We start from the raw sequence: 21,846 nt of genomic DNA on the forward strand, positions 1-21,846 counted from the left end.
TATCAAAATATTAGTGAACCTCAATCGAATACGGCAATTTGGCCATAATACCCGATTGTTGGGTTACTGATTTTAGTTCCTGAATGTATCGATACTGATCACCCAGCTGATCTTTCATATACCAGACACTGATCTTTTCTTTGGATGTCGACAGAATAGAGGAGAATGGATCTTTAAGTGAAGGGTATTTTACCACTTTATAATCCTTTAACTTGGCCATCTTGGCAGCAGAACGGATAGCATCTCCAATGCTTCCAATACGATCTACCAGTCCGATTCCGACAGCCTGCTCACCTGTCCACACCCTTCCTTGTCCGATACTATCTACATTAGCTACTGACAATTTACGCCCTTCAGCTACCTTTTTGGTAAATGAACCATAGGTTTTATTCACTTCCAACTGGATAATATTTCGCTCTTCCGCTGTCAATGGACGATCAGGAGCAGACATCAGATCAGCATATGTACCGGTTTTGACACCATCAAAATGAATTCCCAGCTTATCATTCAGCAAACCTTTGAAGTTAGGAATAAGCCCGAATACACCTATAGAACCGGTAATTGTATTCTTTTCTGCAAAGATTGAATCGGCTGCAGCCGAGATATAATAGCCTCCCGAAGCAGCATAGTCACCCATAGAAACGACGATAGGTTTTACCTTTTTAGTCAAAACAACCTCTCTCCAGATCACATCTGACGCTAAAGCACTTCCTCCGGGCGAATTCACACGGAAAACCACCGCCTTCACACGATCATCTTCTCTTAATTTACGTAATTCACGTGAAACCTTATCTGAAGCAATCTGACCGCTTTCTCCTTCACCTGATACGATATCCCCTTCCGCATACAATACAGCGACACGTCCTTCTCCTTCAGAAGTACTGGAATTAGCACGATAATCAAGAATGGAAACAGTTGAGAAATCTTTCTTTTTATCTTTAATATTCAATCTTTTCTTTACTTCTTCTATCAATTCATCTTTATACAGCACTGCATCAACCAACTTCAAGCTGACAGCATCCTCTGCATCACGTACCGCATATCGATCCGCGATAGAACGCAAAGAGTCTACCGGAATCTTACGACTCGCAGACACGTTATCCAGAAATGTGGTATACAAACTACCTAAATAAGATTCAACCTGAAGACGGTTGGGCTGACTCATTCCATTTAACATAAAAGGTTCTACAGCACTTTTGTATGTACCAACTTTGACAACCTGCATATCAACTCCCAACTTATCCAAAGCATCCTTCATAAACATGATAGAAGTACTCAATCCCCTGAAATCAAGACTTCCTTCCGGATTTAAATAAATTTTATCCGCCACAGAAGCCAGGTAATACGCTTTTTGTGTGTACCCTTCACTGTAGGACACAATAAATTTTTTGGACGCCTTAAAGTCTATCAGTGCATCCCGGATTTCCTGTAAAGTTGCAAAACCTGTATTTACACCGGATATATTCAAATAAATTCCCTTAATTTTGCTATCAGTCTTTGCGGATTGAATACGTTCCAGAATATCGTCCAGTCCCAGGGTTTTCGTGGTACCAAGTCCCGGAATGTCGACACCTTCAAGCGGATTTGTTTCACTCCGCTCTTTTATTTCATGATTCAATGTAATATAAAGAACAGAGTTATCGGCAACAACCGGAGCAGCATCTGTAGAAGCACTGCTGATCAAAGATCCTATTATCCCGGCAATGACAATAAAAAGAATAACCGTTGCAATGACAATACCGGTAATAGTCGCCAGTACATATTTTAAAAATGATTTCATGTTTGTGCGTATATAATTTGAATTAACTTTCGTAAGCAGTCATAAATGTAAATCAATAAATTATTTAATACAATATATTATACAAGTAAATCAAAATATAGTTTTATAAATGAATCAGACATATCTGCTATTGGGAGCTAACCTGGGAGAACCTCTTGTGATGCTGGCAGAAGCACGCATACAGATTGAACATCATATCGGCAGGCTGACCAGTCTATCGGGTTTGTATGAAAGTGAAGCATGGGGTCTTGAGGATCAGCCAAATTTCATCAATCAGGTAATAAAGGTGGAGACTATGCTTTCGCCGGATGATCTCTTAAAACAAACTCAAAAGATCGAAACCAAGCTAGGCAGAATACGTCATGAAAAATGGGGTGCACGTATTATAGATATTGATATTCTATACTATAACAACAGTTGCATACATCAGGAAAACCTGATAATCCCGCACCCGTACATTCAGGAAAGAAATTTTGTATTGGCACCTTTAACGGAGATTGCAGCAGATTTTGAACATCCTGTATTGCATAAAACTAATTTAGTATTATTTCAAAACTGCAAAGACTCTTTATCTGTTAACATCCTTAAATAAATAGATTATGTATAACCTAATTGATCCAAGCCTAATCTCGTCTACGATGATGGACAACAGTGATATTATACGTGAGTTTATAACACTGTATGTGGCTCAGACTCCTCTGGATGAAGAAGCATTAAGGACTGCGATAAAGAATAATAATCTGAATGAAATAGCAAGCAAGGCTCATCATATCAAGCCAACAATGGAATACATAGGTGCATTTGCCTTAAAAGACAGAATTGTTAAGATAGAATCCTTAGCAAAACAAAATGCCGATATCGATCTGATAAAAGATGAATTTACATTGCTGGAAAAGCAACTACAGGATTTGTACGGTGAATTGCAACACTATCTGAACTCCTTAAGTTAGCCTTTGTCCTGTTGCGGCGTACGGAAGTGAATAATAGAGAATATAATATAGAATAGAAGAATAAACGGAATAGCCAGAAACTTCAATATGGCCAGCAACACGACACTCAGAATCAGAAACAGATATTTAAACTGGTTAGCTTTCCAACTTAGAGAAGATAATTTCATCGAAAAAAGTCGAAGTTCGGAAACTAACAGCGTACTGGATACCGCCACTGTAATTAAAAGGAATACATTATTCATAATGATCTCCGGATAGATCTGCGCAATAAACGGCAAAGAAATAATATAAAAGGTATTCATTGGTGTATTCAGGCCAATAAAATCTGTAGACTGACGTTCATCCACATTAAATTTTGCCAATCTCAGACCTGAGAATACTGTCATCACAAATGCCAGATAAGGTAGCAAAGACATTTCTGTATTGATTTCCTTTAATAAAAAGTAGATCACGGCTCCGGGTAAAAAGCCAAAACTAATCATGTCTGCCAGAGAATCTAACTCCTTACCGATAGTTGACTTGACATGTAAAGCTCTTGCAGCCATACCATCAAAGAAATCACATACTCCAGAAAATAAAACACAGTAAAAGGTATATTGAAATTCTCCCTTAAGAGCAAAAAGTACCCCCACACATCCACTAAAAAGATTCAGGCAGGTCAACGTATTCGGAATGTATTTTTTCATGTAGTATATAACTAAAAAAGCCATCTCTGAAAGATCACAATCTTCAAAGATGGCTTAAAATTATACATTTTAAATGGTTTTACCCATTCATACTGATCAAAAACTCTTCATTAGACATCGTACCTCTCATCTGAGCAAGCAAGAATTCCATTGCTTCATTGGAGTTCATATCCGCAAGGTGATTACGTAACACCCAGACACGCTGTAAAGTATCTTTATCAGACAACAGATCGTCACGACGAGTACTTGAAGCTGTAAGGTCAATAGCAGGGAAGACACGTTTGTTCGCCAATTTACGATCCAACTGTAATTCCATATTACCTGTACCTTTAAATTCTTCAAAGATAACCTCATCCATTTTAGATCCTGTTTCCGTAAGCGCGGTTGCCAGAATCGTCAATGAACCACCGTTTTCAATGTTACGGGCAGCACCAAAGAAACGTTTTGGTTTGTGTAAAGCATTTGCATCCACACCACCGGATAGAATCTTACCGGATGCAGGTGCTACAGTATTATAAGCACGTGCCAGACGAGTGATTGAATCCAACAGGATCACCACATCATGTCCGCACTCTACCATACGTTTTGCTTTTTCCAATACGATATTTGCAATCTTAACGTGACGGTCAGCAGGTTCATCAAATGTAGAAGCAACGACTTCTGCGCGAACACTTCTGGCCATATCTGTCACCTCTTCCGGACGCTCATCAATCAATAGAATAATAAGGTATACTTCAGGGTGATTTTTGGCGATTGCATTTGCGACCTCTTTCAGGAGGTTTGTTTTACCTGTTTTAGGTTGAGCGACGATAAGACCGCGCTGACCTTTACCAATCGGCGTAAACAGATCCATAATACGGGTTGAATAATTATTCGCCCCCATATTCAGGTTCAAACGTTCTGTTGGAAACAATGGAGTCAGGTAATCAAAAGGTACACGATCCCGCACTTCAGCCGGGTTCTGTCCGTTGATAGCCTCTACCCGTACTAACGGGAAATATTTTTCACCTTCTTTCGGAGGACGTATACTACCCCGGACAGTATCACCTGTTTTCAAACCAAAAAGTTTGATCTGAGATTGTGAAACATATATATCGTCTGGAGAAGTTAGGTAGTTATAATCAGAGGAGCGCAGGAAACCGTATCCGTCAGGCATAATTTCAAGGACACCTTCATTAACAATCACATTATCGAAATCCGTAGGTACAACAGCGGCTTCAGTTTTTGCAGGAGCAGCTTTAGGTACAGCTGTAACCTTTGTTTCTTCTGTAGCTTCTGTCGTTTTCTCAGGATGTTCTTGAGTCTCAACATCGTCATCAGATCTTCTTCTGATCGTTACAGGCTCTGTTTTTACAGTGCGGGTACGGCGTCTTGGTCTTTCAGATGCATCATCTTGGATAGAAGAAGGCTCTGAAGAGGCAGCTTCAGCATTGTTTTCATCTCCGGTCTGGATAATTCTATCAATGAGTTCCTGCTTTCTTAATTTATCGGCATCTTCTATACCAATAGCTTTGGCAATCTCGCGCAATTCGGAAACGAGCTTTGCATTCAATTCATTAACATCCATTAATTTTTATATGTATTATAAGATATAGGATTTTTTACTTAACATGAAAACTATTCATTTAGTTTTAACAATTTCAACTTATGCCGTATCTGTTAAAATGCTTGGCTTCCAGAACTAAGTGAATTCTTTCAGGCCAGAAACGAATAATTTTTGAGAACAGCCACAAAGAAAAACATAAGTATTCTAATTTCAAAGAAAAATTGAAAAAAAAACCAAATTACAAGAATCTTCTGTTAAGTAAATCGTTTTACTAAATACTTTAACGTAACTTTTTTGGTTAAATTATGGAGATTTGTTTTGAATTCTTTGTATGTTAGCTGTCTTATTTAAAATCACCTTTCATGAAAGAAAACGAAATTAAAACTAATTACCCTGCCCTGTATACGTTGGTAGTGGTATTCTTTTTCTGGGGTTTCATTGCTGCTGGAAACAGTGTTTTCATTCCTTTTTGTAAAAACTATTTCCATTTAGATCAATTTCAATCTCAGCTAATTGACTTTGCATTTTACACAGCCTATTACATTGGCGCTTTGCTGTTATTCATTTTCAGCACAGTAAAAGGTAAAGATCTCGTTGGACATTGGGGATACAAGAAAAGTATTGTCTATGGATTACTTTTTTCTGCACTTGGTGCAGGGGCTATGATCGTTGCTGTAGAAGTAAACTTGTATGTAGGAATGTTACTGGGGTTATTTACGGTTGCTTTGGGTTTTTCCTTGCAACAGACCGCAGCCAACCCGTTTGCTGTACTTTTAGGCGACCCTAAAACAGGATCTTCACGCGTAAACCTTGGGGGAGGAATCAATTCATTCGGAACGACAATCGGTCCTTTGGTTATTGGATTCGCACTTTTCGGAACATTCGAAACAATCTCTGACAGTGAGATTGCAAATCTGCCTTTAGATAAAGTCATCATTCTGTATATAGGAGTTGGCTTATTATTTGTTTTGGCAGCAGCGTTATTCCATTTCTCTAAAAAAGTACCTGCAGGTATCAGTGATGAGCCAATGGAAAAAGCAAGCAAGGCATTGACAACACTGATCATTATGACCATCTTGTTGTTTGCTATGTTTGCACCGGTATTCTTAAGCTACAAAAGCGATGAAGCAATCCAGCTTGAAGCATTGCGTGAACAACTCAAAACATTGACAGATTCCTCTGCTATTGATCAGCTAAAAGCACAAATCGCCGAGATATCACATCCTCTGGAGAAAACAAGAATGATGTGGCTGGCAGGTGCATTTATAGTCGTTGTAGCTGGTTTGTTATACTCTAATCTGAGTGCTAAGAAAAATGCAGAGGGATGGGGAGCAATGAAATATCCTCAATTGGTATTAGGAATGCTGGCTTTATTCTTATATGTAGGTGTAGAAGTTGCAATTGGAAGTAATCTGGGAGAGTTATTGACACTGAAAGAATTCGGAAGTCTTCAATCCTCACAGATCACACCTTATGTATCTATGTACTGGGGGAGTATGATGATCGGACGATGGGCCGGAGCGATCAGTGCATTTAAACTGGCAAAATCGACCAAACAATTATTATTAATTATAGTTCCGTTTATAGCATTTTCTGTTATTATAGGCGTCAACACATTAGCGGGATTTGAGATGTCACATCTTTACTTCTACGCAGTATGTATTGCGATTCAGATCATAGCATTCTTCCTGAGTAAAGAAAAGCCTGTTCGTACATTGATTATCTTTGGATTATTCGGAATCGGTGCGATGCTGACAGGCCTGTTGACATCAGGAGTTGTAGCTATTTATGCTTTCCTTGCAGGCGGACTTGCATGTTCTATTATGTGGTCGTCTATTTTCAGTTTATCGATCGTTGGATTAGGCAAGTATACGGCTCAGGGTTCTGCATTCCTGGTAATGATGATCCTGGGTGGTGGTGTTATCCCTCCTATTCAGGGAAAACTAGCTGACATTATCGGTATCCATAATTCTTATATTTTACCACTATTTGGTTTTGTATATATTGTCATATTTGCCATTATGGTGAGAGGATTCTTAAAGAAACAAGGAATCAATATTGATGAAATAGAAGCTGAAGGAGGTCACTAATTCGGCAAAAACCGACAGACTAATTGTATTTAGTACACTATTGAATAAAATTGTGACGAAATTCACAAACGCCGTTTACAGCATTGTAAACGGCGTTTTTTATTAAAAAGTAATGATCAACTCATTATTATTCAAAATAAACAATCTAAATATTATTGTTTTATGCATAAAAAACGTATTTTCGGAGAGATAAACATATCATTTTATTAAGAGAAACAACAAACAAACAATATAAACACAAATTAACTTCATACATAATGATTATAATTGCTGACGGAGGATCTACCAAGACAAACTGGTGTTTGTTAGATGATTCCAACAAGAAAATTTACTTTAATACTGAAGGATACAATCCATACTTTGTGGATAGTGAATACATCGTTAATTCATTAAAAAAAGGACTTCCTCTTGACTTACCATTTGACAAAATCTCTGAAGTAAACTATTACGGAGCAGGAGTTCACAATCAGGAGAAAGCACAAATCGTAGTCAATGCGATAAAACAGGTTTTTCCTAATTCTAAAGTTGAAGTTGGACACGATCTGCTTGCAGCAGCAAGAGCACTGTTAGGTACAGAATCCGGTTTTGCAGCTATTTTAGGTACAGGTACCAACAGCTGTATATATGATGGTGAAGAGATTACAAAAAACATTGATTCCGGTGCCTATATATTAGGAGATGAGGGAAGCGGAAGCTATATCGGTAAAAAACTACTGATAGATTATATCCGTGATCTTATGCCTGCAGATGTAAAGAAAGTATTTTATGAAACCTACAAGCTGTTACCTGATGAAATTATGGACAGCGTATATACTAAGCCGTTGGCGAACCGTTTCTGTGCAAGTTTCAGCAAATTCGTATATGACAATAATGTCAATATTCAATATACCCGCAAAATTGTAGAAGATTCTTTCGAGGCTTTCTTCAGCAATCTGGTAAGTAAATATCCTGACTACCAAAGCTATACATTCAATTGTATTGGTTCTGTAGGCTACAACTTCCGCAATGTACTGGAAGAAAAAGCTGGTCACTACGGAATGAAAGTAGGAAAAATCCTTCGTTCGCCAATCGATGATCTGGTACAGTTCCACATGAACCGTGCAGCTAAGAAATAAACATTCGAATTAAACATAAAAAAAACCGGAAAATCAATTTTCCGGTTTTTTTTATGTTGTACGCTTTTGTACATGCTGTACTAAAGTGTTAATGACTCTCCGATTCCCGGCAATGACAATTGCAGTCCGGCTTCACTAAACTTCCGCTTCGCTTCCTCTACATCAATTGTAATCGGTGGAAACGTGTTATAATGAATACCGACAATATGTTTACAATTGATAAACTGAGCTGCCTTTACAGCATCCTCTACATCCATAGTATAATGACCTCCTATCGGTAAAAATGCCCAGTCCAGCTGCAGATCTTCCAATAATTTCATATCATATGTTAACGCTGTATCTCCGGCAAAATAGATTTTTTTTCCTCCTGCAAAAAATACATAACCGACAGGCCAGCCGCCATATGCCCCGTCCGGTGTACTGTTGGTATGAATAGCAATCACCATCTTGGCTTTTCCAAAAGTAGTCTCAATGGTACCTCCGAGATTGAACTCCACAACTTTATCGTCCGAAACACCCTGTTTTCTTACCCACGCAGCTGTTTCCACAACTGTAGCAACTGTAGCATTGCTATTCTTTTGCACCGTCAGCAGGTCAGCCACATGATCCTGATGTGCGTGACTGACAAATATATATTCAGGATGAAGCGCATTTACATCCACATGTTCCGCAATCGGATTATAGGTAATAAAAGGATCTAATAATACCTGATGCCCGTCAAAATCGAATAACACACAGGATTGTCCGTAATAAGTAACTTTCATATAGTCTGTTGTTTTATTTATTGAACAAATTACCCAATCCGCCAAACCCACCCAACATATCCTGAGCAGAAGCCTGCATTTCGGATTGACTGACATTTTCGGCCTGTACAAGGGCTTTATTCAGTGCGACTATCAAAAGTTCCTCCAACTCTTCCTTGTCTGCATTATCCAGAAAAACAGGATCAATAGTGATCTCTCTGATTTCCTTATTTGCTGTGGCCACCACTTTGATCACGCCCCCTTCTGCTTCGCCGAAAACAGAAATATTATCCAGTCTCTTTTTAATCTCCTGTGCCTTTTGTTGGGCTTCGAAAAGTTTATCAAACATATCTTTATATATTTATTTAGCTGTTTTGAAGATGCAATTTACAAAATACAGCGCTGAAATAACAAATTTACTTCTGTCAAACCAATGGAATTAGGTAGTTATCCTGATCCTTATTACCTTTGCAGCATGCTTGAATATAAAAACGCACTGATTGATGAACTGGTAGAAAAATTAAATCTCCAACAGATCAGCATGGAACCTGCACTCGTACAATCCGCCCAGAATATAGCTTCCTTTGAAGACCTCAAATTGTTTATTGAACGGTTCACACATATGCATACGCCCAGCAGTAATCTTGCAGAAGAACTGGAAGAAGAGGTAGATATATTGGTTCACAAGCTAAAATTTATACCGACAGAGACGCGTCCAAAAGTGCTCTTACTTGAAAATATAGACCCTGCCTCCCCTCTTCAGTCTGCACTGATATCAGAAAGCATTCGTATCGCAGGTGGAGTACCATTAGATATTCAGCAATATAAGGACGCTGATATACTCCTGATTAAACAGGACGAATTTTTACTATACGGACAATTACCCCAGTTTATTCAACAGGAAGAATGGAACAGTATTCCTGCTATTAAGAATAATAAAATCTACATTATCAAAAAAGATGATTTCGCAAATGTACCGGGCAAAGACTATTTACTGGAACTGGAAATACTGGCAGAGATCATCCAACCCAAATATTTTATTTTTGGTCATCAGGGCATTGACTGGGTCAACTTTGATTTAGGATAAAAACACAACAGGCATTCCGGATGGAATGCCTGTTGTGTTTTTATATAATCCTGTACGTTATTTAGATAAATTTCTTACGGAGTATAGCGTACAATTTTTCTACTGTTTGCGGTTTATCACTCCAGCCATTTTTCAAGGCATAGTTTGTTTGCAAAAATGCATCCGCTTCTGCCAGATTATCAAACCTGTTTAATAGTTCTATAGCTTCACTGTAAGCCAGGCTATATCCGTTAAACAAGTCTTTGATAAATAACAGTTTATCATTAAGACTGACTGCAGATTTCAGGTCACTAATTCTTTCTGTACCATTTTGCGAAGTTTGAAAAATATTACCTTGTCCTAATCCTGCTTTCTTCTGTTGAGAAATCAATTCGTTCAGGGTCAATGGTCTGGAAGGTTTTTCTTCTATGGACTCTTCTACCACGATTGCTTTTTCTTCAATTACAACCGTATTCACGACAGGCTCAGCTACAGGTTGCTCGTTAACAGGCTCCGGCTGTTGCACAGGTGTTGTTGAAACCGGTTCCGGCTGAACGGGAGCTGCTGCCGGCGCGGAAAACGAAACCGGTGTTTCAAATCGAATGCTTTCCTGTACAGGCTGCTCTTCGGTTTTATCGGTTACTAATTCTTCCGGCTCACTCTGCTTTACAGGGACCTCTTCTTTTTCAGTATTATAGTGATGATATTGTTCTGTCTCATCTGCTTTTGTATCTTCTTCGATTGTATCCCCTTCGATTGTATCTTCTTCTATTGCTTCTTCCTGTATACGGGTTTCCTCCTGCACCACATTGGTTACCTCCGGTATATCCTCCACAATCTCTTCCTGTACAGGCTGTTCATCTACCTCTTCATTTTCGACCTGAGAGGAAGGTGTAAAATAGGTTTCAAAAGGAACTTTCTCTACCTCCTGATTGACTTTATAGGTATCAGCATCCTCTTGCACTGGTTGCTGGTTGTTCACCGCAGTCTCCTGCAGGTTTAATGTTTTTAAAATATTAATATGATCCGCCAGAAATCTGGCTTTAGCTTCTAACAGTGAAATTTCAATCAAGTCACAGTTTTCATGCTCACTGCATGTAGCATATTGATCATTTAGTTCTAAAAGTAGATCGCCGATTTTAGCGAAGATGTCTTGTTTTGTTGCTGCCATCCTGATATTTTTTCTGTTATGTTTTTATACAAACGAAGGAATGAACAATTAGAAATTCAAGTAATTGATAATTACCAATTTCGGAAAGACTCTCTAATTGTCTATGTCAAATCTAACATTTTATTTCGATATTAGCGTCCTGTAATATCGGTTAAACGTCAATATTCTAACGTTTTTCAAGCCCTTATATTTTATAATTTCGACACATATTTTTTTAAGAGATGTTATTTTCTGAACATAATTTTGGAGCGCGGAGAGCGACCTACGGAAGTATTGAGGTGATATGCGGATCAATGTTTTCCGGTAAAACAGAAGAACTGATCAGAAGACTTAAAAGAGCGCAGTTTGCAAAACTGAATGTAGAGATTTTTAAACCGTCTGTAGACATCCGTTATGATGAACAGCGGGTAGTGTCACATGACCAGAATAGCATCTCCTCTACTCCTGTTTCTAATTCTTCAGCGATCTTATTACTCAGTGCAGACACCCGTGTTGTTGGAATAGATGAAGCTCAGTTTTTTGATGATGAACTGCCTAATGTATGTGTACAATTAGCAAACAAAGGATTACGTGTCATTGTGGCAGGATTGGATATGGATTTTAAAGGAAAACCCTTCGGCCCTATCCCTGCTCTCATGGCTGTAGCAGAACACGTGACAAAAGTTCATGCTGTATGTGTCCGGTGTGGTGCTCCTGCAAATTATTCTTACCGTTTGACGGATAATGATAAACAGGTTTTATTAGGAGAAAAAGAAAGTTATGAGCCCAGATGTCGTTCCTGCTATTACAACCTGGGGTAAACATTAAAATTAACAAAACATTAACATTGAATTAATATTGAAAAATGATTTTGGCAAACTATTTGTAATATACCTTATATAGCAAATAAGATAGCTTAGTAATAAGCGACAAAATACTTTTCATAATTTAGGTTTATAATTGGTTAGTTAGCGACTTCTGCCCCACAGGAGTCGCTTCTTTTTTTTGTACAGGACAAAAAAAACCGGAACAATAATTCCGGTTCTCTTATTTCTTATATATCCTTACAATTGTGCTGTAATGGACTTATCTAAGGGATTTACTGCTGAACGGTAACGATGAACCAATTTTCCGTTTTCATCGATAAGGAATTTTTCAAAATTCCATTTGATCTCTCCTTTGAAATCCGGATTCTCCTGATTAGTCAGAAATTTAAACAAGGGATCGATCTTATCTCCTTTGACATCTACCTTTTCTGAAAGTGTAAAAGTCACGCCAAAATTCTTTTCGCAAAAGTCCTGAATTTCTTCATTGGAACCGGGCTCCTGACCACCAAAGTTATTTGCAGGAAAACCTATAACCACTACTTTATCACCATATTGCTCTGAGAGTGCCTGAAGATCTTTATATTGTTTGGTAAACCCGCACTTGGAAGCTGTATTGACAATCAGAATCTTTTTTCCTTTATAATCCGAAAGATTGATCGTCTTTCCTTCCATATCTTTAAAACTGTAATCATACACGGTAGGGGTATTCGTAATCATCGACATACACACCATTAAAGTCATTAAAATCATAGTTATAACATTTAAATATCTAAGATAGAATTTTTTTCCCGTTCTATTACAAAACTGAAAATTTCCTGAATCGGAGATTTAAGGATGGATCCTACCCGTACTCCATGGATTCTGCAGACATCTCTTAATATCAAATCGAAATGAAAGGCAATAGAACCCACAAAATGACACTCGTATTCCCAATATTTGGGATAAGTAAGAATATTCGTTTTGACAAACTCATCCATCCCATTGCGCAACAGATTATCTATAAAAGGATGTAATCTGTTTGCATCCATAAATTCTGCAAAGTTAGCCAGATAAGTATTAGGTCTTTCTTTTTGATAGACATTCTTGATAACAATATCTTTTGATATACGATACTTCTCTTCAAATTTGCCTGCTAATTCAACAGGCATTTTACCATATAGAAAACTGGTAATCAACTGTTTTCCAAACCATGCTCCTGAACCTTCATCTCCTAATACATATCCGTTTCCATTGTGACTGGCTAGCAAAAGTTCTCCATCGAAAAAACTAACATCAGAGCCTGTACCCATAGTCGCAATAAAACCCTTATTCATTCCACACGTCGCCAAAGCAGAGCCCAGCAGATCAGATTCAACAGATATAAAAGCAGAAGGAAACAACTGGGTCAACGCATTGGAAACCAATTCCCGACGATCCGGAGTCACACAACCGGCACCGTAAAAGTATACTTCTTTGATCTCATCAGCATACGGAATAATCTCCGGAACTTCCTTCAAAACCCTTTCAATCTCTTTTTCACTCACAAAAAAGGGATTTAGCCCTTTTGTAGAGAAGGTTAACGGTTTACTATCCGGCAAATCCAAAATCCAATCTGATTTTGACGAACCACTGTCTGCAACTAATATCATATGTGTTTATTCAAAAAGTGGGAGAACCCTACCTTCAAATATACGCAAAAAGCAGAATCAAAAAAAGAACTTAAGACCGAAATCAGCAAACAGACTGTCAATAACATCCCGATTTATTTGGCTTAACAAATACATACCCTTACATTTGTAACAAATTCACGATAACTATCAGTTCCAACTTAATCGTAACACATGGCAAACTCATCCATAGCATTTCAAGTATCCTTTTCTGAACCTCAGGCACATTATGCCGATATCAAAATGTCTGTCTCCAACTTTAATCAGGATTACATTGATGTAAAGATGCCTGTATGGACACCCGGATCTTATCTGATACGTGAATATGCCAAAAATCTGGAGTCTTTTCGCGCTACAGATACAGATGACAAGCCTTTAGCATTTGAGAAACTGTCTAAAAATACATGGCGGGTATTTGCCGGCAAACAGGACATCCATATAGACTACAGGATGTATTGTTTTGAAGTATCAGTAAGAACAAACTTTGTAGATGATACACATGCATTTATTGTGCCTGCAGCCACATTTTTCTATATTGATGGTCACCTGAACCATGACTCTGAAGTCACCCTGATTCCTTATCAGAATTGGGACAAAATCTCTACCGGATTGGCTGCCGTACAGGATAAGACAAACACTTATTATGCGCCTGATTTTGATATACTGTTTGACAGTCCGATAGAAGTAGGTAATCAGGATATCTGGCACTTCGAAGCAGCTGGTATTCCTCACGAATTTGCAATGGTTGGCGGGGGCAATTATGATAAAGACCGCTTGTCACAGGATCTTAAGCTGATCATTGAAGAAGAGACCAGCATTTGGGGAACCAATCCGAATGATCGTTATGTTTTCATTACCCATAATTATTACTCTGGTGGCGGAGGTCTGGAACATCTTAATTCTACCGTTTTAGGTGCGACACGCAATGGTTATAATCAGGAAACGATCTATAAGAATTTTTTAAGTCTTGCTGCACACGAATACTTTCACCTGTGGAATGTCAAAAGGTTACGTCCCAAAGCGCTTGGACCATTTGATTATGAAGCAGAGAATTACACTACCGGACTCTGGATCATGGAAGGTTTTACGGCTTACTATGATAATCATATTATTCGCAGGTGTGGATTTACGTCAGAAGACGAGTATCTGCAACTTCTTGCAGCCGAATTCAATACGGTCTATAACCGTCCGGGCTATGAATTGCAATCTGTAGGAATGTCCAGTTTTGACACATGGATCAAACAATACCGCCCTGATGAGAACAGCATTAATACCTCTATCTCTTATTATAACAAAGGTGCGATGCTGGCCTGTGCTCTTGACCTCAGTATTATAGCACACAGCAATGGAAAACAAAGTCTGGATGATGTTATCAGGGCAGCATATCAGCGATTTTATGTAGAAAAAGGAAGAGGTTTTGAAGAAGAGGAATTCAGAAAGCTGACCAAAGAAGTAACCGGCCAGGATTTTCAGGAGATATTTGAAGCCGTGTATGCCCATGAAGAGCTGGACTATAACCGTTATTTCAATCTTGCAGGTTACGAAATGGTGGATACGCTGGCAGATGCACAAACGCATAGTCTGGGGATAGTACTCAGTAAAAACGATCAGCGTGTTATGATCACTCATGTGGAACGCGGGAGCACGGGTTGGGCCGGAGGATTAAGCGTAAAGGATGAACTTATCGCAATCAATGATGTACGACTTGATCCTGCAGGACGTGAACTTGAATACGCACTCAACTCCTGCGATGCAGGAGATACATTAAATATTTTGGTAGCACGAGATGGTTTGATGCGGGAATTAAAGATTATGATTGGGATAAGTAATAAAAAATCACTTAAAATATCCCCTCTTCCAGCAGCGACCGCACAACAGAAACAGCTGGCTCAATACTGGCTGAATAGCAGATAACAAAAAAAGACCTTGATGATTCAAGGTCTTTTTTTGTCAGATTAAAATTTATACCGGATTGAAAAACCGATCGGATCAATCAACTTGAGGCTGCTGCTCTGAATAAAATCAAGATAAGGTTTTACATCCAAAGATATAGAAACCGGAGCGTTTGGAATACTGTATTCAATACCAACAATACCATCCACACTGATAATGGCTTCCGAAGATCTGCTGAAACGATTTCCGTTTCCATCAGTATACGGCTTACGTGTGTATCCTCCCACACTTCCCCCAAATCCGTAATACCAGGTAAAATCTCCTGTCAAAGGTTTGTGAAACTCGTATAAACCTACCACTCTGAATCTTCTCGAAGTAGAATTACTCTGAATACTGACAATTCCTTCGATAGCCCGATCTTCATGCATAGTGTATCTGTAGGTAATACCCTGAGCAGAACCGAATCGTCCGCCTATGGCATGATCACTGGTCAATTGAGCTTTGGCATCTATAGCAAACAACGTTAGTATGCCGATAATAAGAGCGGATAAGTATGCTTTTTTCATTTAAAAAAATTTATAAATATTAATGTCAAATGTAACATGATTTTAACGGTTTAAAAAGATATTTGGTATATATTTGACAAGCTTTTGATACAAATAAACCCTGAAAATGATTATATTGGTATCAGTATAACATGCTGTCCTATTATAAACCCGTTAAATTGTAACTATGAACACATTAACACGAGTATTCGATTTTATCACACGTTATAAAGAAGAATTTAGCAAGCCCATAATGGTTGCCGGAAAAAGAGACGGCAAATGGAAAACATATTCAACGGACGAGTTTATTGAGATTATTGACAATATAAGCAAAGCTATGTTGGCCAGAGGCGTGAAAAAGGGAGATCGCATAGCGCTGATGTCCGGTAATCGCCCGGAATGGAACTTCGTAGATTTTGCAGCCAACCAGATCGGAGCAGCTATTGTACCCTTATACCCTACGCTTTCCAGTCAGGATTTAACCTATATAATTGCAGATGCTGAAGTGCGTTCTATTTTTGTGAGCAATGCGGAGCTGACTGGTAAAGTGAAAACTGCGCTGAAAGAGAATAATCTGGAAATTAACCTGTTTACATTCGAAAAAATAGATGACCTGCCGACATTGGATGATGTCATCGCATTCGGAAAAGAACAGGATATTGATCTCAAACCTTATAAAGATGCCGTATCTGAAGATGACCTGCTGACCCTTATCTATACCTCAGGAACAACGGGCAAGCCGAAGGGTGTACTGCTGACGCATAAAAATGTAATGAGTAATGTCAATGCTTCGAATCACCTGCTGAAGACGGAGTACAATAAGGCATTGAGTTTCCTTCCGCTCTGCCATATCTTTGAACGTATGGTTGTCTATCTGTATTTCTCTCGCGGGGTTCAGATATATTATGCAGAAAACCTGGATAATATAGTCGCAGACATCAATGAAGTTAAGCCAATGGCATTTACCACTGTACCACGTGTGCTGGAAAAAGTGTATGACAAGATCGTAGAAAAAGGTAAAGCGCTTACAGGAATCAAAAAAGCATTATTCTTCTGGGCATTGGAGCTCGGGCATAAATATCAGGAACCTGAAAAAAACGGAGCCTTTTACAATTTTAAACTGGGTATTGCCCGCAAGCTGATCTTCTCCAAATGGAAAGAAGCACTGGGCGGTGAGATCAAATTAATTGTATCTGGAGGAGCTGCTTTGCAGGAGCGACTGGCACGTGTGTTCTGGGCTGCTGGCATACAGGTGCTGGAGGGTTACGGACTGACAGAGACTTCTCCTGTTATTGCAGTAAACACATGGCAACCCAATGGAGTTCGTTTCGGTACAGTCGGAAAAGTATTAAGTAACCTGAATGTGAAAATCGGACAAGACGGAGAAATATTAGTCAAAGGCCCCAGTATCACGGCCGGATATTATAAGAATGAAGAGGCAACCAAAGAAGCTATTGATGAAGAAGGATATTTTCACACCGGCGACATTGGAGAATTATCAAATGATGGCTTCCTGAAGATCACCGATCGTAAAAAAGAAATGTTCAAAACTGCAGGAGGTAAATATGTTGCTCCGCAAGTATTGGAAAACAAATTCATGGAATCTACGTTAATTGGACAGGTAATGGTGCTTGGAGAAAACCGTAAATTCCCGTCAGCACTGATTGTTCCGGCATTTGAAGAGCTGGAAAAATGGTGTAAACATAAAGGCATAGCCTACACCTCTAAAGATGAAATCATCAAAGATCCTAAAGTAATCGAAAAATATCAGAGTGAGATAGATCGGTTAAATGCGGGATTCGGACATTGGGAACAAGTCAAAAAATTCAAATTGCTGAATAAGGAATGGAGTATTGACAGCGGCGAACTCACACCAAAACTAAGTTTAAAACGCAAAATTATCCTTCAGAAATTCGAAGATACCATTAATGGTATTTATGAAGAAGCAGGAAGTAAAAGTTAACAGTTTATGTCAAAAACTCCTTTTAAAGCCAGAGTAAAAGACTTTGGAGGACTGATGATGAATGTCATCAATGGTTTTCTGGATGACAAATGTATGAAGATGAGTGCCTCTCTGGCCTATTACACAGTGTTTTCCATAGGTCCGCTTATTATCATCATTATCTGGTGTATTGGTTTTTTCTATGGTACACAGCTGGATGGTCCCACGGGAGCCCGTGATGAAGTGTTTAAGGAATTTTCAGAACTGTTCGGAAAAGATGTAGCGGTACAAGTTCAGTCAACGATCCAAAAGATCAGCTTTGAAAACAGATCCAACATCGGTATCATTGTCGGAATCGTTACGCTTATCATTACATCAACGACCATATTTGTTGATATACAGGATTCGATTAATACAATTTGGAAAGTGAAGGCCAAAGCGAAGAAAGGATGGCTCAAACTCATTATCAACAGGCTGATATCATTTTCTATGGTATTAGGTCTGGGATTTCTACTGATTGCCTCCTTAATGATCAACGGAATTATCGTGGCACTCACTAATTACTTTGGCCAGTATTTTGAAAATATAAGTCTGCCCATGCTTGACTGGATTAATACCGGAATTACATTTACGGTTATTACGGCTTTATTCGGCTTTATATTTTCCTTTCTGCCGGATGCCAAAGTAAGATTCAGGGATATACTAGGAGGAGCTATATTTACAGCCTTATTATTTATGTTCGGAAGGTATGCTATCTCTTTGTACATCACCCAGTCAGCTACAGCAAGTGCATATGGGGCTGCAGGATCTATTATTGTCTTGTTAGGTTGGGTATATTACTCTTCAGCTATTCTTTACTTCGGAGCAGAGTTTACTAAAGAAATTGCTATACGTTACGGTAAAGGAATTCGTCCGACCTCATTTGCAGTTCTCGTTAAACAGACAGAATTGGAAATTGACGTAGAAACCGGGCAACGCAAAATTTCCAAAAGCACTCCTGAAGTACCAATGAATGTATCTGAAATTCAAAAGGACTAAATCAGGCCCTTTCTGAAAGTTATCCATTCACCCTCTTAAAGATCTATAAAAAAGAAGGGCTTCCTCTATCGGAAGCCCTTCTTTTTTATAGATTTAAGTTCGGATTATTTAACCTGATATATGAATACTTTCCGTCCTATATTACCTGTTTTATCCATTCCTTCTACAACGACTTTATAATTACCATTACCATCTGCATTGTAATATTCCAGTTCGATTTCACCAGTTTCGGTTACATTAACATTTGGATTCCAGTAAATCGTCGTACGCAGATCATTCGTAGCTTTACGTTGTGGCGTATCATACTTAGGCAGATAAAACTGTCTTTCTTTAATATACCCCAGCGGATACATATCAATAACATTTGTTTTTGGCAACATGCTCTCAATCTGTGCAAGGGACATACGTGGTTGTTTCTTCTCCTTTTTCGTATAAATAGAAACGACACCATTATTCTGATACATTCTGCTCACTGTACCTAACTCATCCCGAAGGAAGATCTCGATCCCTTCGATATCCGGCACATTGATAGAATTAAGACTGGCTTCATCTATAGGCATACCATTTAAGAAGAATTGTACCGGAATACGTCCTCCTGCATTGTAGTCCCTGCTTACATAATATTTTAATGTTTGGGTATCAAAGGTGATACCTGTCAAAACTGTTGTCAGACATTGAGTAAGAATATTACATCCGGATAGTCTGGATGGCTCTATTCTGTGTTCAGGCATTGATAATCCGGACAAAGATGGAAAATCTTTACTTGACACTACTTTTTTCACCACTCCGGTCACAGCGACTTCATCCAAAAGGATGGAAGTACGATATTCCTTACGGCTATTATCCAGATAAGGTGCAATTGTACGATCTATATTATCGACTCTGTTACTTTCGTAGGGGTTGTTCTTATCAATACCCGGAAAATAAGATTGATCCATATTGATGACCAGACTTCTGTAATTATCATTACTTCTGGCATTGACCGTTACTTTTGAAGAATCCGGGAATACAACATTCTCAAATTTGAATTTACCGTTTACGTCTGTATACGCATCTTTGCTCACTCCTGCCGCAGGGATTTTCAACAGTAATCCTGCATTCTGAACAGTCCTGCCTGTATTCATACGCAGTACTCCGGAAATAGTGATTCCTTGTTCAGGAAGGAAGTTAATAGCTGGCAATTTATCAGCCATAATGTCCGTATAAGAGAATCTCCTGAACCCCTGTGTCATTAGCAATGCATCCAGAGCCTGTAATCTGTTTTCAACCTTCTCATCAAAATAATAGTTTGGTTTCTCTACATAACCTTTGAGATCCGAGGTAAGCAGAAAATTACTTACAATAGAAAGGTCTTGCTGATCATCATAGGATACTTTCGTTTCATCTACGACAGCAACAGAATAACTACCCGGAAATTTTTGGCCATTATTATCTATTGCTAGTTTCAGTTTAACCAGATCTTTTGGCTTGTAGGCTTGCTTATCAGCTGTTGCTTTTATATCCAGCAATTTATCGGATTGAATATAAATCAATCGTTCGCTGATAGGTGTACCATCCGGCTTCATGAGTGTAATCTGTGCAATCCCGTTTGGAAAACGGTTTTTCGGTATAGTAAGCAAAAATGACGGATTTTTCAATGTAGCCTGTGCAGCATAACACAACTGTCCATTGGAAACGGCCAGAATATAGTAGGGTTGATTCTGAACCTTTTGAAAGTATGTGTCGCTGGTCACGATTCCCATTTGAATAGTAGTATCAGCTTCCTTATGGAATACCAGATTGATGGATTCGGCTTTTACATCCGGAAGTGTATAGGTACGCTCCTGTCCGTTTTCAAACTTGACGCTGGCTTTATACTTCTCACCTGCAATAGGAAGCATAGAGAACATACCCATTCCTAGCCCCAGATCTTTAAATTCTGCTATAGTAGCATTCTTTGAATCTACAATCCGGCCTGTTACTTTCTGTCCTTTTCCATCCGAACCAACAGCTTTAAATCCTACATTCTTTGCTAGTCCTGCAATCAAATCTCCGCCTTCCGGAAAAAATTGAACATCTACATCCCAAACAGCATTTTTAAGCAAAAAATTACCCACTAATGGTGGTTGTCCCTTTTCGCCATCCACTTTAACCGTCAGCTCTCCGCTTTGGAGCATTTCGCGATCCTTAGCAGATATATTCATTGTGATGCGTCCCATGTCATCGGTTTCACCCTTTCCTTTGCTGATGGTTTCCCATCCGGATATCGCTTCCCAATTAACCTTGGAACGACTTAAGATCTTACCTGTCTTATCTTTAAACTGAACAATTGCCTGAGTTTTAGTACCGTTATCATTGGGTTTAAATTCAATATTAGTAATCACCTTATTATTAATGGCATCTCCTATAGGTATAATTTTATTAAAGAAATATACAGGATCAAAATTGGCCATCCATTTGGTATAAGCTCTGAAGCGGTAATTGTCTTTGACCATAAATTGAGGGTCCAATACAAAATATCCGTTACCTACACCTTCTTTCAACGGAATCTTAAAAGTCTGAATAAGGGAATCCCGGCTATTCAACACCTCTACATAAGTGATCTTCGAAGGGTCGTATTCAAACAGATTCCTGTTTAGATAAGTTTTAAACCAGAGCGTATCTCCTACAGCATAATAAGGTTTATCAAAGTGTACGTGAACTTTTTCGATCGGATAGACCTGAAAAAGCTTTTGTGCTTTTTCTACAACAGTATTAATCGGAATAGTTGGTTTATCTTGTGCCAGAGATTTAGCCTGAAAGGTAAATGTGGCAATTAGTAATGCAATAAGAAACTTTAATGACTTCATG

19 protein-coding genes are annotated in these 21,846 nt (G+C 38.7%); 9 read left to right on the forward strand and 10 right to left on the reverse strand.

The window, feature by feature from the left end:
* Nucleotides 1–10: 10 nt before the first annotated feature.
* The gene (gene sppA / locus B4B65_RS20885; protein WP_293918553.1) at nucleotides 11–1,780 is read right to left on the reverse strand and encodes a signal peptide peptidase SppA; all 1,770 of its coding nucleotides are present in this window, start codon (nucleotides 1,778–1,780) and stop codon (nucleotides 11–13) included.
* A 109-nt stretch (nucleotides 1,781–1,889) separates the two neighbouring features.
* On the opposite strand from sppA, the gene folK reads away from it, so the two are divergent.
* Together folK and B4B65_RS20895 are read left to right on the forward strand one after the other, a co-directional pair.
* A complete protein-coding gene (folK, locus tag B4B65_RS20890) occupies nucleotides 1,890–2,372 on the forward strand; it encodes a 2-amino-4-hydroxy-6-hydroxymethyldihydropteridine diphosphokinase (RefSeq protein ID WP_293918555.1) in 483 nt (160 codons plus the stop codon).
* Between the two features lie 7 nt (nucleotides 2,373–2,379).
* Nucleotides 2,380–2,730 carry an Hpt domain-containing protein gene (locus tag B4B65_RS20895; protein WP_236581848.1) on the forward strand — a complete coding sequence of 117 codons (351 nt, stop codon included), beginning with the start codon at nucleotides 2,380–2,382 and terminating at the stop codon, nucleotides 2,728–2,730.
* Here B4B65_RS20895 and B4B65_RS20900 read toward each other — a convergent pair.
* Nucleotides 2,727–3,416, reverse strand: coding sequence for a CDP-alcohol phosphatidyltransferase family protein (locus tag B4B65_RS20900; protein ID WP_313270992.1), 690 nt, complete (start codon nucleotides 3,414–3,416; stop codon nucleotides 2,727–2,729). The genes B4B65_RS20895 and B4B65_RS20900 overlap by 4 nt on opposite strands.
* Before the next feature lie 79 nt (nucleotides 3,417–3,495).
* Nucleotides 3,496–4,983, reverse strand: a complete 1,488-nt coding sequence (gene rho / locus B4B65_RS20905) for a transcription termination factor Rho (RefSeq protein ID WP_201678197.1) — start codon at nucleotides 4,981–4,983, stop codon at nucleotides 3,496–3,498.
* A 341-nt stretch (nucleotides 4,984–5,324) separates the two neighbouring features.
* Here rho and B4B65_RS20910 point away from each other — a divergent pair, with 341 nt between their 5' ends.
* Complete coding sequence (locus tag B4B65_RS20910; RefSeq protein WP_293918560.1) at nucleotides 5,325–7,052, forward strand: MFS transporter; 1,728 nt, start codon at nucleotides 5,325–5,327, stop codon at nucleotides 7,050–7,052.
* Nucleotides 7,053–7,309: 257 nt separating this feature from the next.
* Complete coding sequence (locus B4B65_RS20915) at nucleotides 7,310–8,167, forward strand: N-acetylglucosamine kinase (RefSeq protein ID WP_201678195.1); 858 nt, start codon at nucleotides 7,310–7,312, stop codon at nucleotides 8,165–8,167.
* Between the two features lie 80 nt (nucleotides 8,168–8,247).
* Here the strand turns inward: B4B65_RS20915 and B4B65_RS20920 are convergent, their stop codons facing one another.
* Nucleotides 8,248–8,931 (reverse strand): metal-dependent hydrolase, encoded by a 684-nt coding sequence (locus tag B4B65_RS20920; RefSeq protein ID WP_201678194.1) that lies wholly within the window; start codon nucleotides 8,929–8,931, stop codon nucleotides 8,248–8,250.
* 13 nt (nucleotides 8,932–8,944) lie between these two features.
* Nucleotides 8,945–9,259 carry a YbaB/EbfC family nucleoid-associated protein gene (locus B4B65_RS20925; RefSeq protein WP_002999491.1) on the reverse strand — a complete coding sequence of 105 codons (315 nt, stop codon included), beginning with the start codon at nucleotides 9,257–9,259 and terminating at the stop codon, nucleotides 8,945–8,947.
* An 84-nt stretch (nucleotides 9,260–9,343) separates the two neighbouring features.
* Between B4B65_RS20925 and B4B65_RS20930 the strand changes: the two genes are divergently transcribed.
* Nucleotides 9,344–9,997, forward strand: coding sequence for an ABC transporter substrate-binding protein (locus tag B4B65_RS20930; protein ID WP_293918563.1), 654 nt, complete (start codon nucleotides 9,344–9,346; stop codon nucleotides 9,995–9,997).
* A gap of 61 nt (nucleotides 9,998–10,058) precedes the next feature.
* Here the strand turns inward: B4B65_RS20930 and B4B65_RS20935 are convergent, their stop codons facing one another.
* Nucleotides 10,059–11,147 carry a hypothetical protein gene (locus tag B4B65_RS20935; protein ID WP_293918565.1) on the reverse strand — a complete coding sequence of 363 codons (1,089 nt, stop codon included), beginning with the start codon at nucleotides 11,145–11,147 and terminating at the stop codon, nucleotides 10,059–10,061.
* Nucleotides 11,148–11,368: 221 nt separating this feature from the next.
* On the opposite strand from B4B65_RS20935, the gene B4B65_RS20940 reads away from it, so the two are divergent.
* Nucleotides 11,369–11,947 (forward strand): thymidine kinase, encoded by a 579-nt coding sequence (locus tag B4B65_RS20940; protein WP_293918567.1) that lies wholly within the window; start codon nucleotides 11,369–11,371, stop codon nucleotides 11,945–11,947.
* A 243-nt stretch (nucleotides 11,948–12,190) separates the two neighbouring features.
* On the opposite strand, the gene B4B65_RS20945 is transcribed toward B4B65_RS20940, so the two are convergent.
* Complete coding sequence (locus B4B65_RS20945; RefSeq protein ID WP_293918569.1) at nucleotides 12,191–12,703, reverse strand: glutathione peroxidase; 513 nt, start codon at nucleotides 12,701–12,703, stop codon at nucleotides 12,191–12,193.
* A gap of 11 nt (nucleotides 12,704–12,714) precedes the next feature.
* Nucleotides 12,715–13,581: an N-acetylglucosamine kinase gene (locus B4B65_RS20950; RefSeq protein ID WP_201678190.1), complete on the reverse strand. Its 867-nt coding sequence runs from the start codon at nucleotides 13,579–13,581 to the stop codon at nucleotides 12,715–12,717.
* 192 nt (nucleotides 13,582–13,773) lie between these two features.
* On the opposite strand from B4B65_RS20950, the gene B4B65_RS20955 reads away from it, so the two are divergent.
* Complete coding sequence (locus B4B65_RS20955) at nucleotides 13,774–15,513, forward strand: M61 family metallopeptidase (protein ID WP_293918572.1); 1,740 nt, start codon at nucleotides 13,774–13,776, stop codon at nucleotides 15,511–15,513.
* Nucleotides 15,514–15,554: 41 nt separating this feature from the next.
* On the opposite strand, the gene B4B65_RS20960 is transcribed toward B4B65_RS20955, so the two are convergent.
* Nucleotides 15,555–16,058 (reverse strand): hypothetical protein, encoded by a 504-nt coding sequence (locus B4B65_RS20960; RefSeq protein WP_201678188.1) that lies wholly within the window; start codon nucleotides 16,056–16,058, stop codon nucleotides 15,555–15,557.
* A gap of 166 nt (nucleotides 16,059–16,224) precedes the next feature.
* On the opposite strand from B4B65_RS20960, the gene B4B65_RS20965 reads away from it, so the two are divergent.
* Both B4B65_RS20965 and B4B65_RS20970 read left to right on the forward strand, forming a co-directional pair.
* Nucleotides 16,225–18,000, forward strand: coding sequence for an AMP-dependent synthetase/ligase (locus B4B65_RS20965; protein WP_293918574.1), 1,776 nt, complete (start codon nucleotides 16,225–16,227; stop codon nucleotides 17,998–18,000).
* A gap of 6 nt (nucleotides 18,001–18,006) precedes the next feature.
* Nucleotides 18,007–19,017 carry a YihY/virulence factor BrkB family protein gene (locus B4B65_RS20970; RefSeq protein ID WP_293918576.1) on the forward strand — a complete coding sequence of 337 codons (1,011 nt, stop codon included), beginning with the start codon at nucleotides 18,007–18,009 and terminating at the stop codon, nucleotides 19,015–19,017.
* A gap of 104 nt (nucleotides 19,018–19,121) precedes the next feature.
* Here the strand turns inward: B4B65_RS20970 and B4B65_RS20975 are convergent, their stop codons facing one another.
* Nucleotides 19,122–21,845: a carboxypeptidase-like regulatory domain-containing protein gene (locus tag B4B65_RS20975; protein WP_293918578.1), complete on the reverse strand. Its 2,724-nt coding sequence runs from the start codon at nucleotides 21,843–21,845 to the stop codon at nucleotides 19,122–19,124.
* Nucleotide 21,846: the final 1 nt, after the last annotated feature.

It is taken from the genome of Sphingobacterium sp. UBA5789, from assembly GCF_002418355.1.
GTDB lineage: Bacteria > Bacteroidota > Bacteroidia > Sphingobacteriales > Sphingobacteriaceae > Sphingobacterium.

Excerpts from the sequence above, each read along its gene's own strand:
- B4B65_RS20935 (WP_293918565.1), bottom strand. The coding sequence starts at position 11,147 with ATGGCAGCAACAAAACAAGACATCTTCGCTAAAATCGGCGATCTACTT.
- B4B65_RS20955 (WP_293918572.1), top strand. The coding sequence starts at position 13,774 with ATGGCAAACTCATCCATAGCATTTCAAGTATCCTTTTCTGAACCTCAG.
- B4B65_RS20970 (WP_293918576.1), top strand. The coding sequence starts at position 18,007 with ATGTCAAAAACTCCTTTTAAAGCCAGAGTAAAAGACTTTGGAGGACTG.
- B4B65_RS20945 (WP_293918569.1), bottom strand. The coding sequence starts at position 12,703 with ATGATTTTAATGACTTTAATGGTGTGTATGTCGATGATTACGAATACC.
- B4B65_RS20930 (WP_293918563.1), top strand. The coding sequence starts at position 9,344 with ATGGAATTAGGTAGTTATCCTGATCCTTATTACCTTTGCAGCATGCTT.
- B4B65_RS20910 (WP_293918560.1), top strand. The coding sequence starts at position 5,325 with ATGAAAGAAAACGAAATTAAAACTAATTACCCTGCCCTGTATACGTTG.
- B4B65_RS20900 (WP_313270992.1), bottom strand. The coding sequence starts at position 3,416 with ATGAAAAAATACATTCCGAATACGTTGACCTGCCTGAATCTTTTTAGT.
- folK (WP_293918555.1), top strand. The coding sequence starts at position 1,890 with ATGAATCAGACATATCTGCTATTGGGAGCTAACCTGGGAGAACCTCTT.
- B4B65_RS20975 (WP_293918578.1), bottom strand. The coding sequence starts at position 21,845 with ATGAAGTCATTAAAGTTTCTTATTGCATTACTAATTGCCACATTTACC.
- B4B65_RS20965 (WP_293918574.1), top strand. The coding sequence starts at position 16,225 with ATGAACACATTAACACGAGTATTCGATTTTATCACACGTTATAAAGAA.
- B4B65_RS20940 (WP_293918567.1), top strand. The coding sequence starts at position 11,369 with ATGTTATTTTCTGAACATAATTTTGGAGCGCGGAGAGCGACCTACGGA.
- B4B65_RS20920 (WP_201678194.1), bottom strand. The coding sequence starts at position 8,931 with ATGAAAGTTACTTATTACGGACAATCCTGTGTGTTATTCGATTTTGAC.
- B4B65_RS20915 (WP_201678195.1), top strand. The coding sequence starts at position 7,310 with ATGATTATAATTGCTGACGGAGGATCTACCAAGACAAACTGGTGTTTG.
- rho (WP_201678197.1), bottom strand. The coding sequence starts at position 4,983 with ATGGATGTTAATGAATTGAATGCAAAGCTCGTTTCCGAATTGCGCGAG.
- sppA (WP_293918553.1), bottom strand. The coding sequence starts at position 1,780 with ATGAAATCATTTTTAAAATATGTACTGGCGACTATTACCGGTATTGTC.
- B4B65_RS20925 (WP_002999491.1), bottom strand. The coding sequence starts at position 9,259 with ATGTTTGATAAACTTTTCGAAGCCCAACAAAAGGCACAGGAGATTAAA.
- B4B65_RS20895 (WP_236581848.1), top strand. The coding sequence starts at position 2,380 with ATGTATAACCTAATTGATCCAAGCCTAATCTCGTCTACGATGATGGAC.
- B4B65_RS20960 (WP_201678188.1), bottom strand. The coding sequence starts at position 16,058 with ATGAAAAAAGCATACTTATCCGCTCTTATTATCGGCATACTAACGTTG.
- B4B65_RS20950 (WP_201678190.1), bottom strand. The coding sequence starts at position 13,581 with ATGATATTAGTTGCAGACAGTGGTTCGTCAAAATCAGATTGGATTTTG.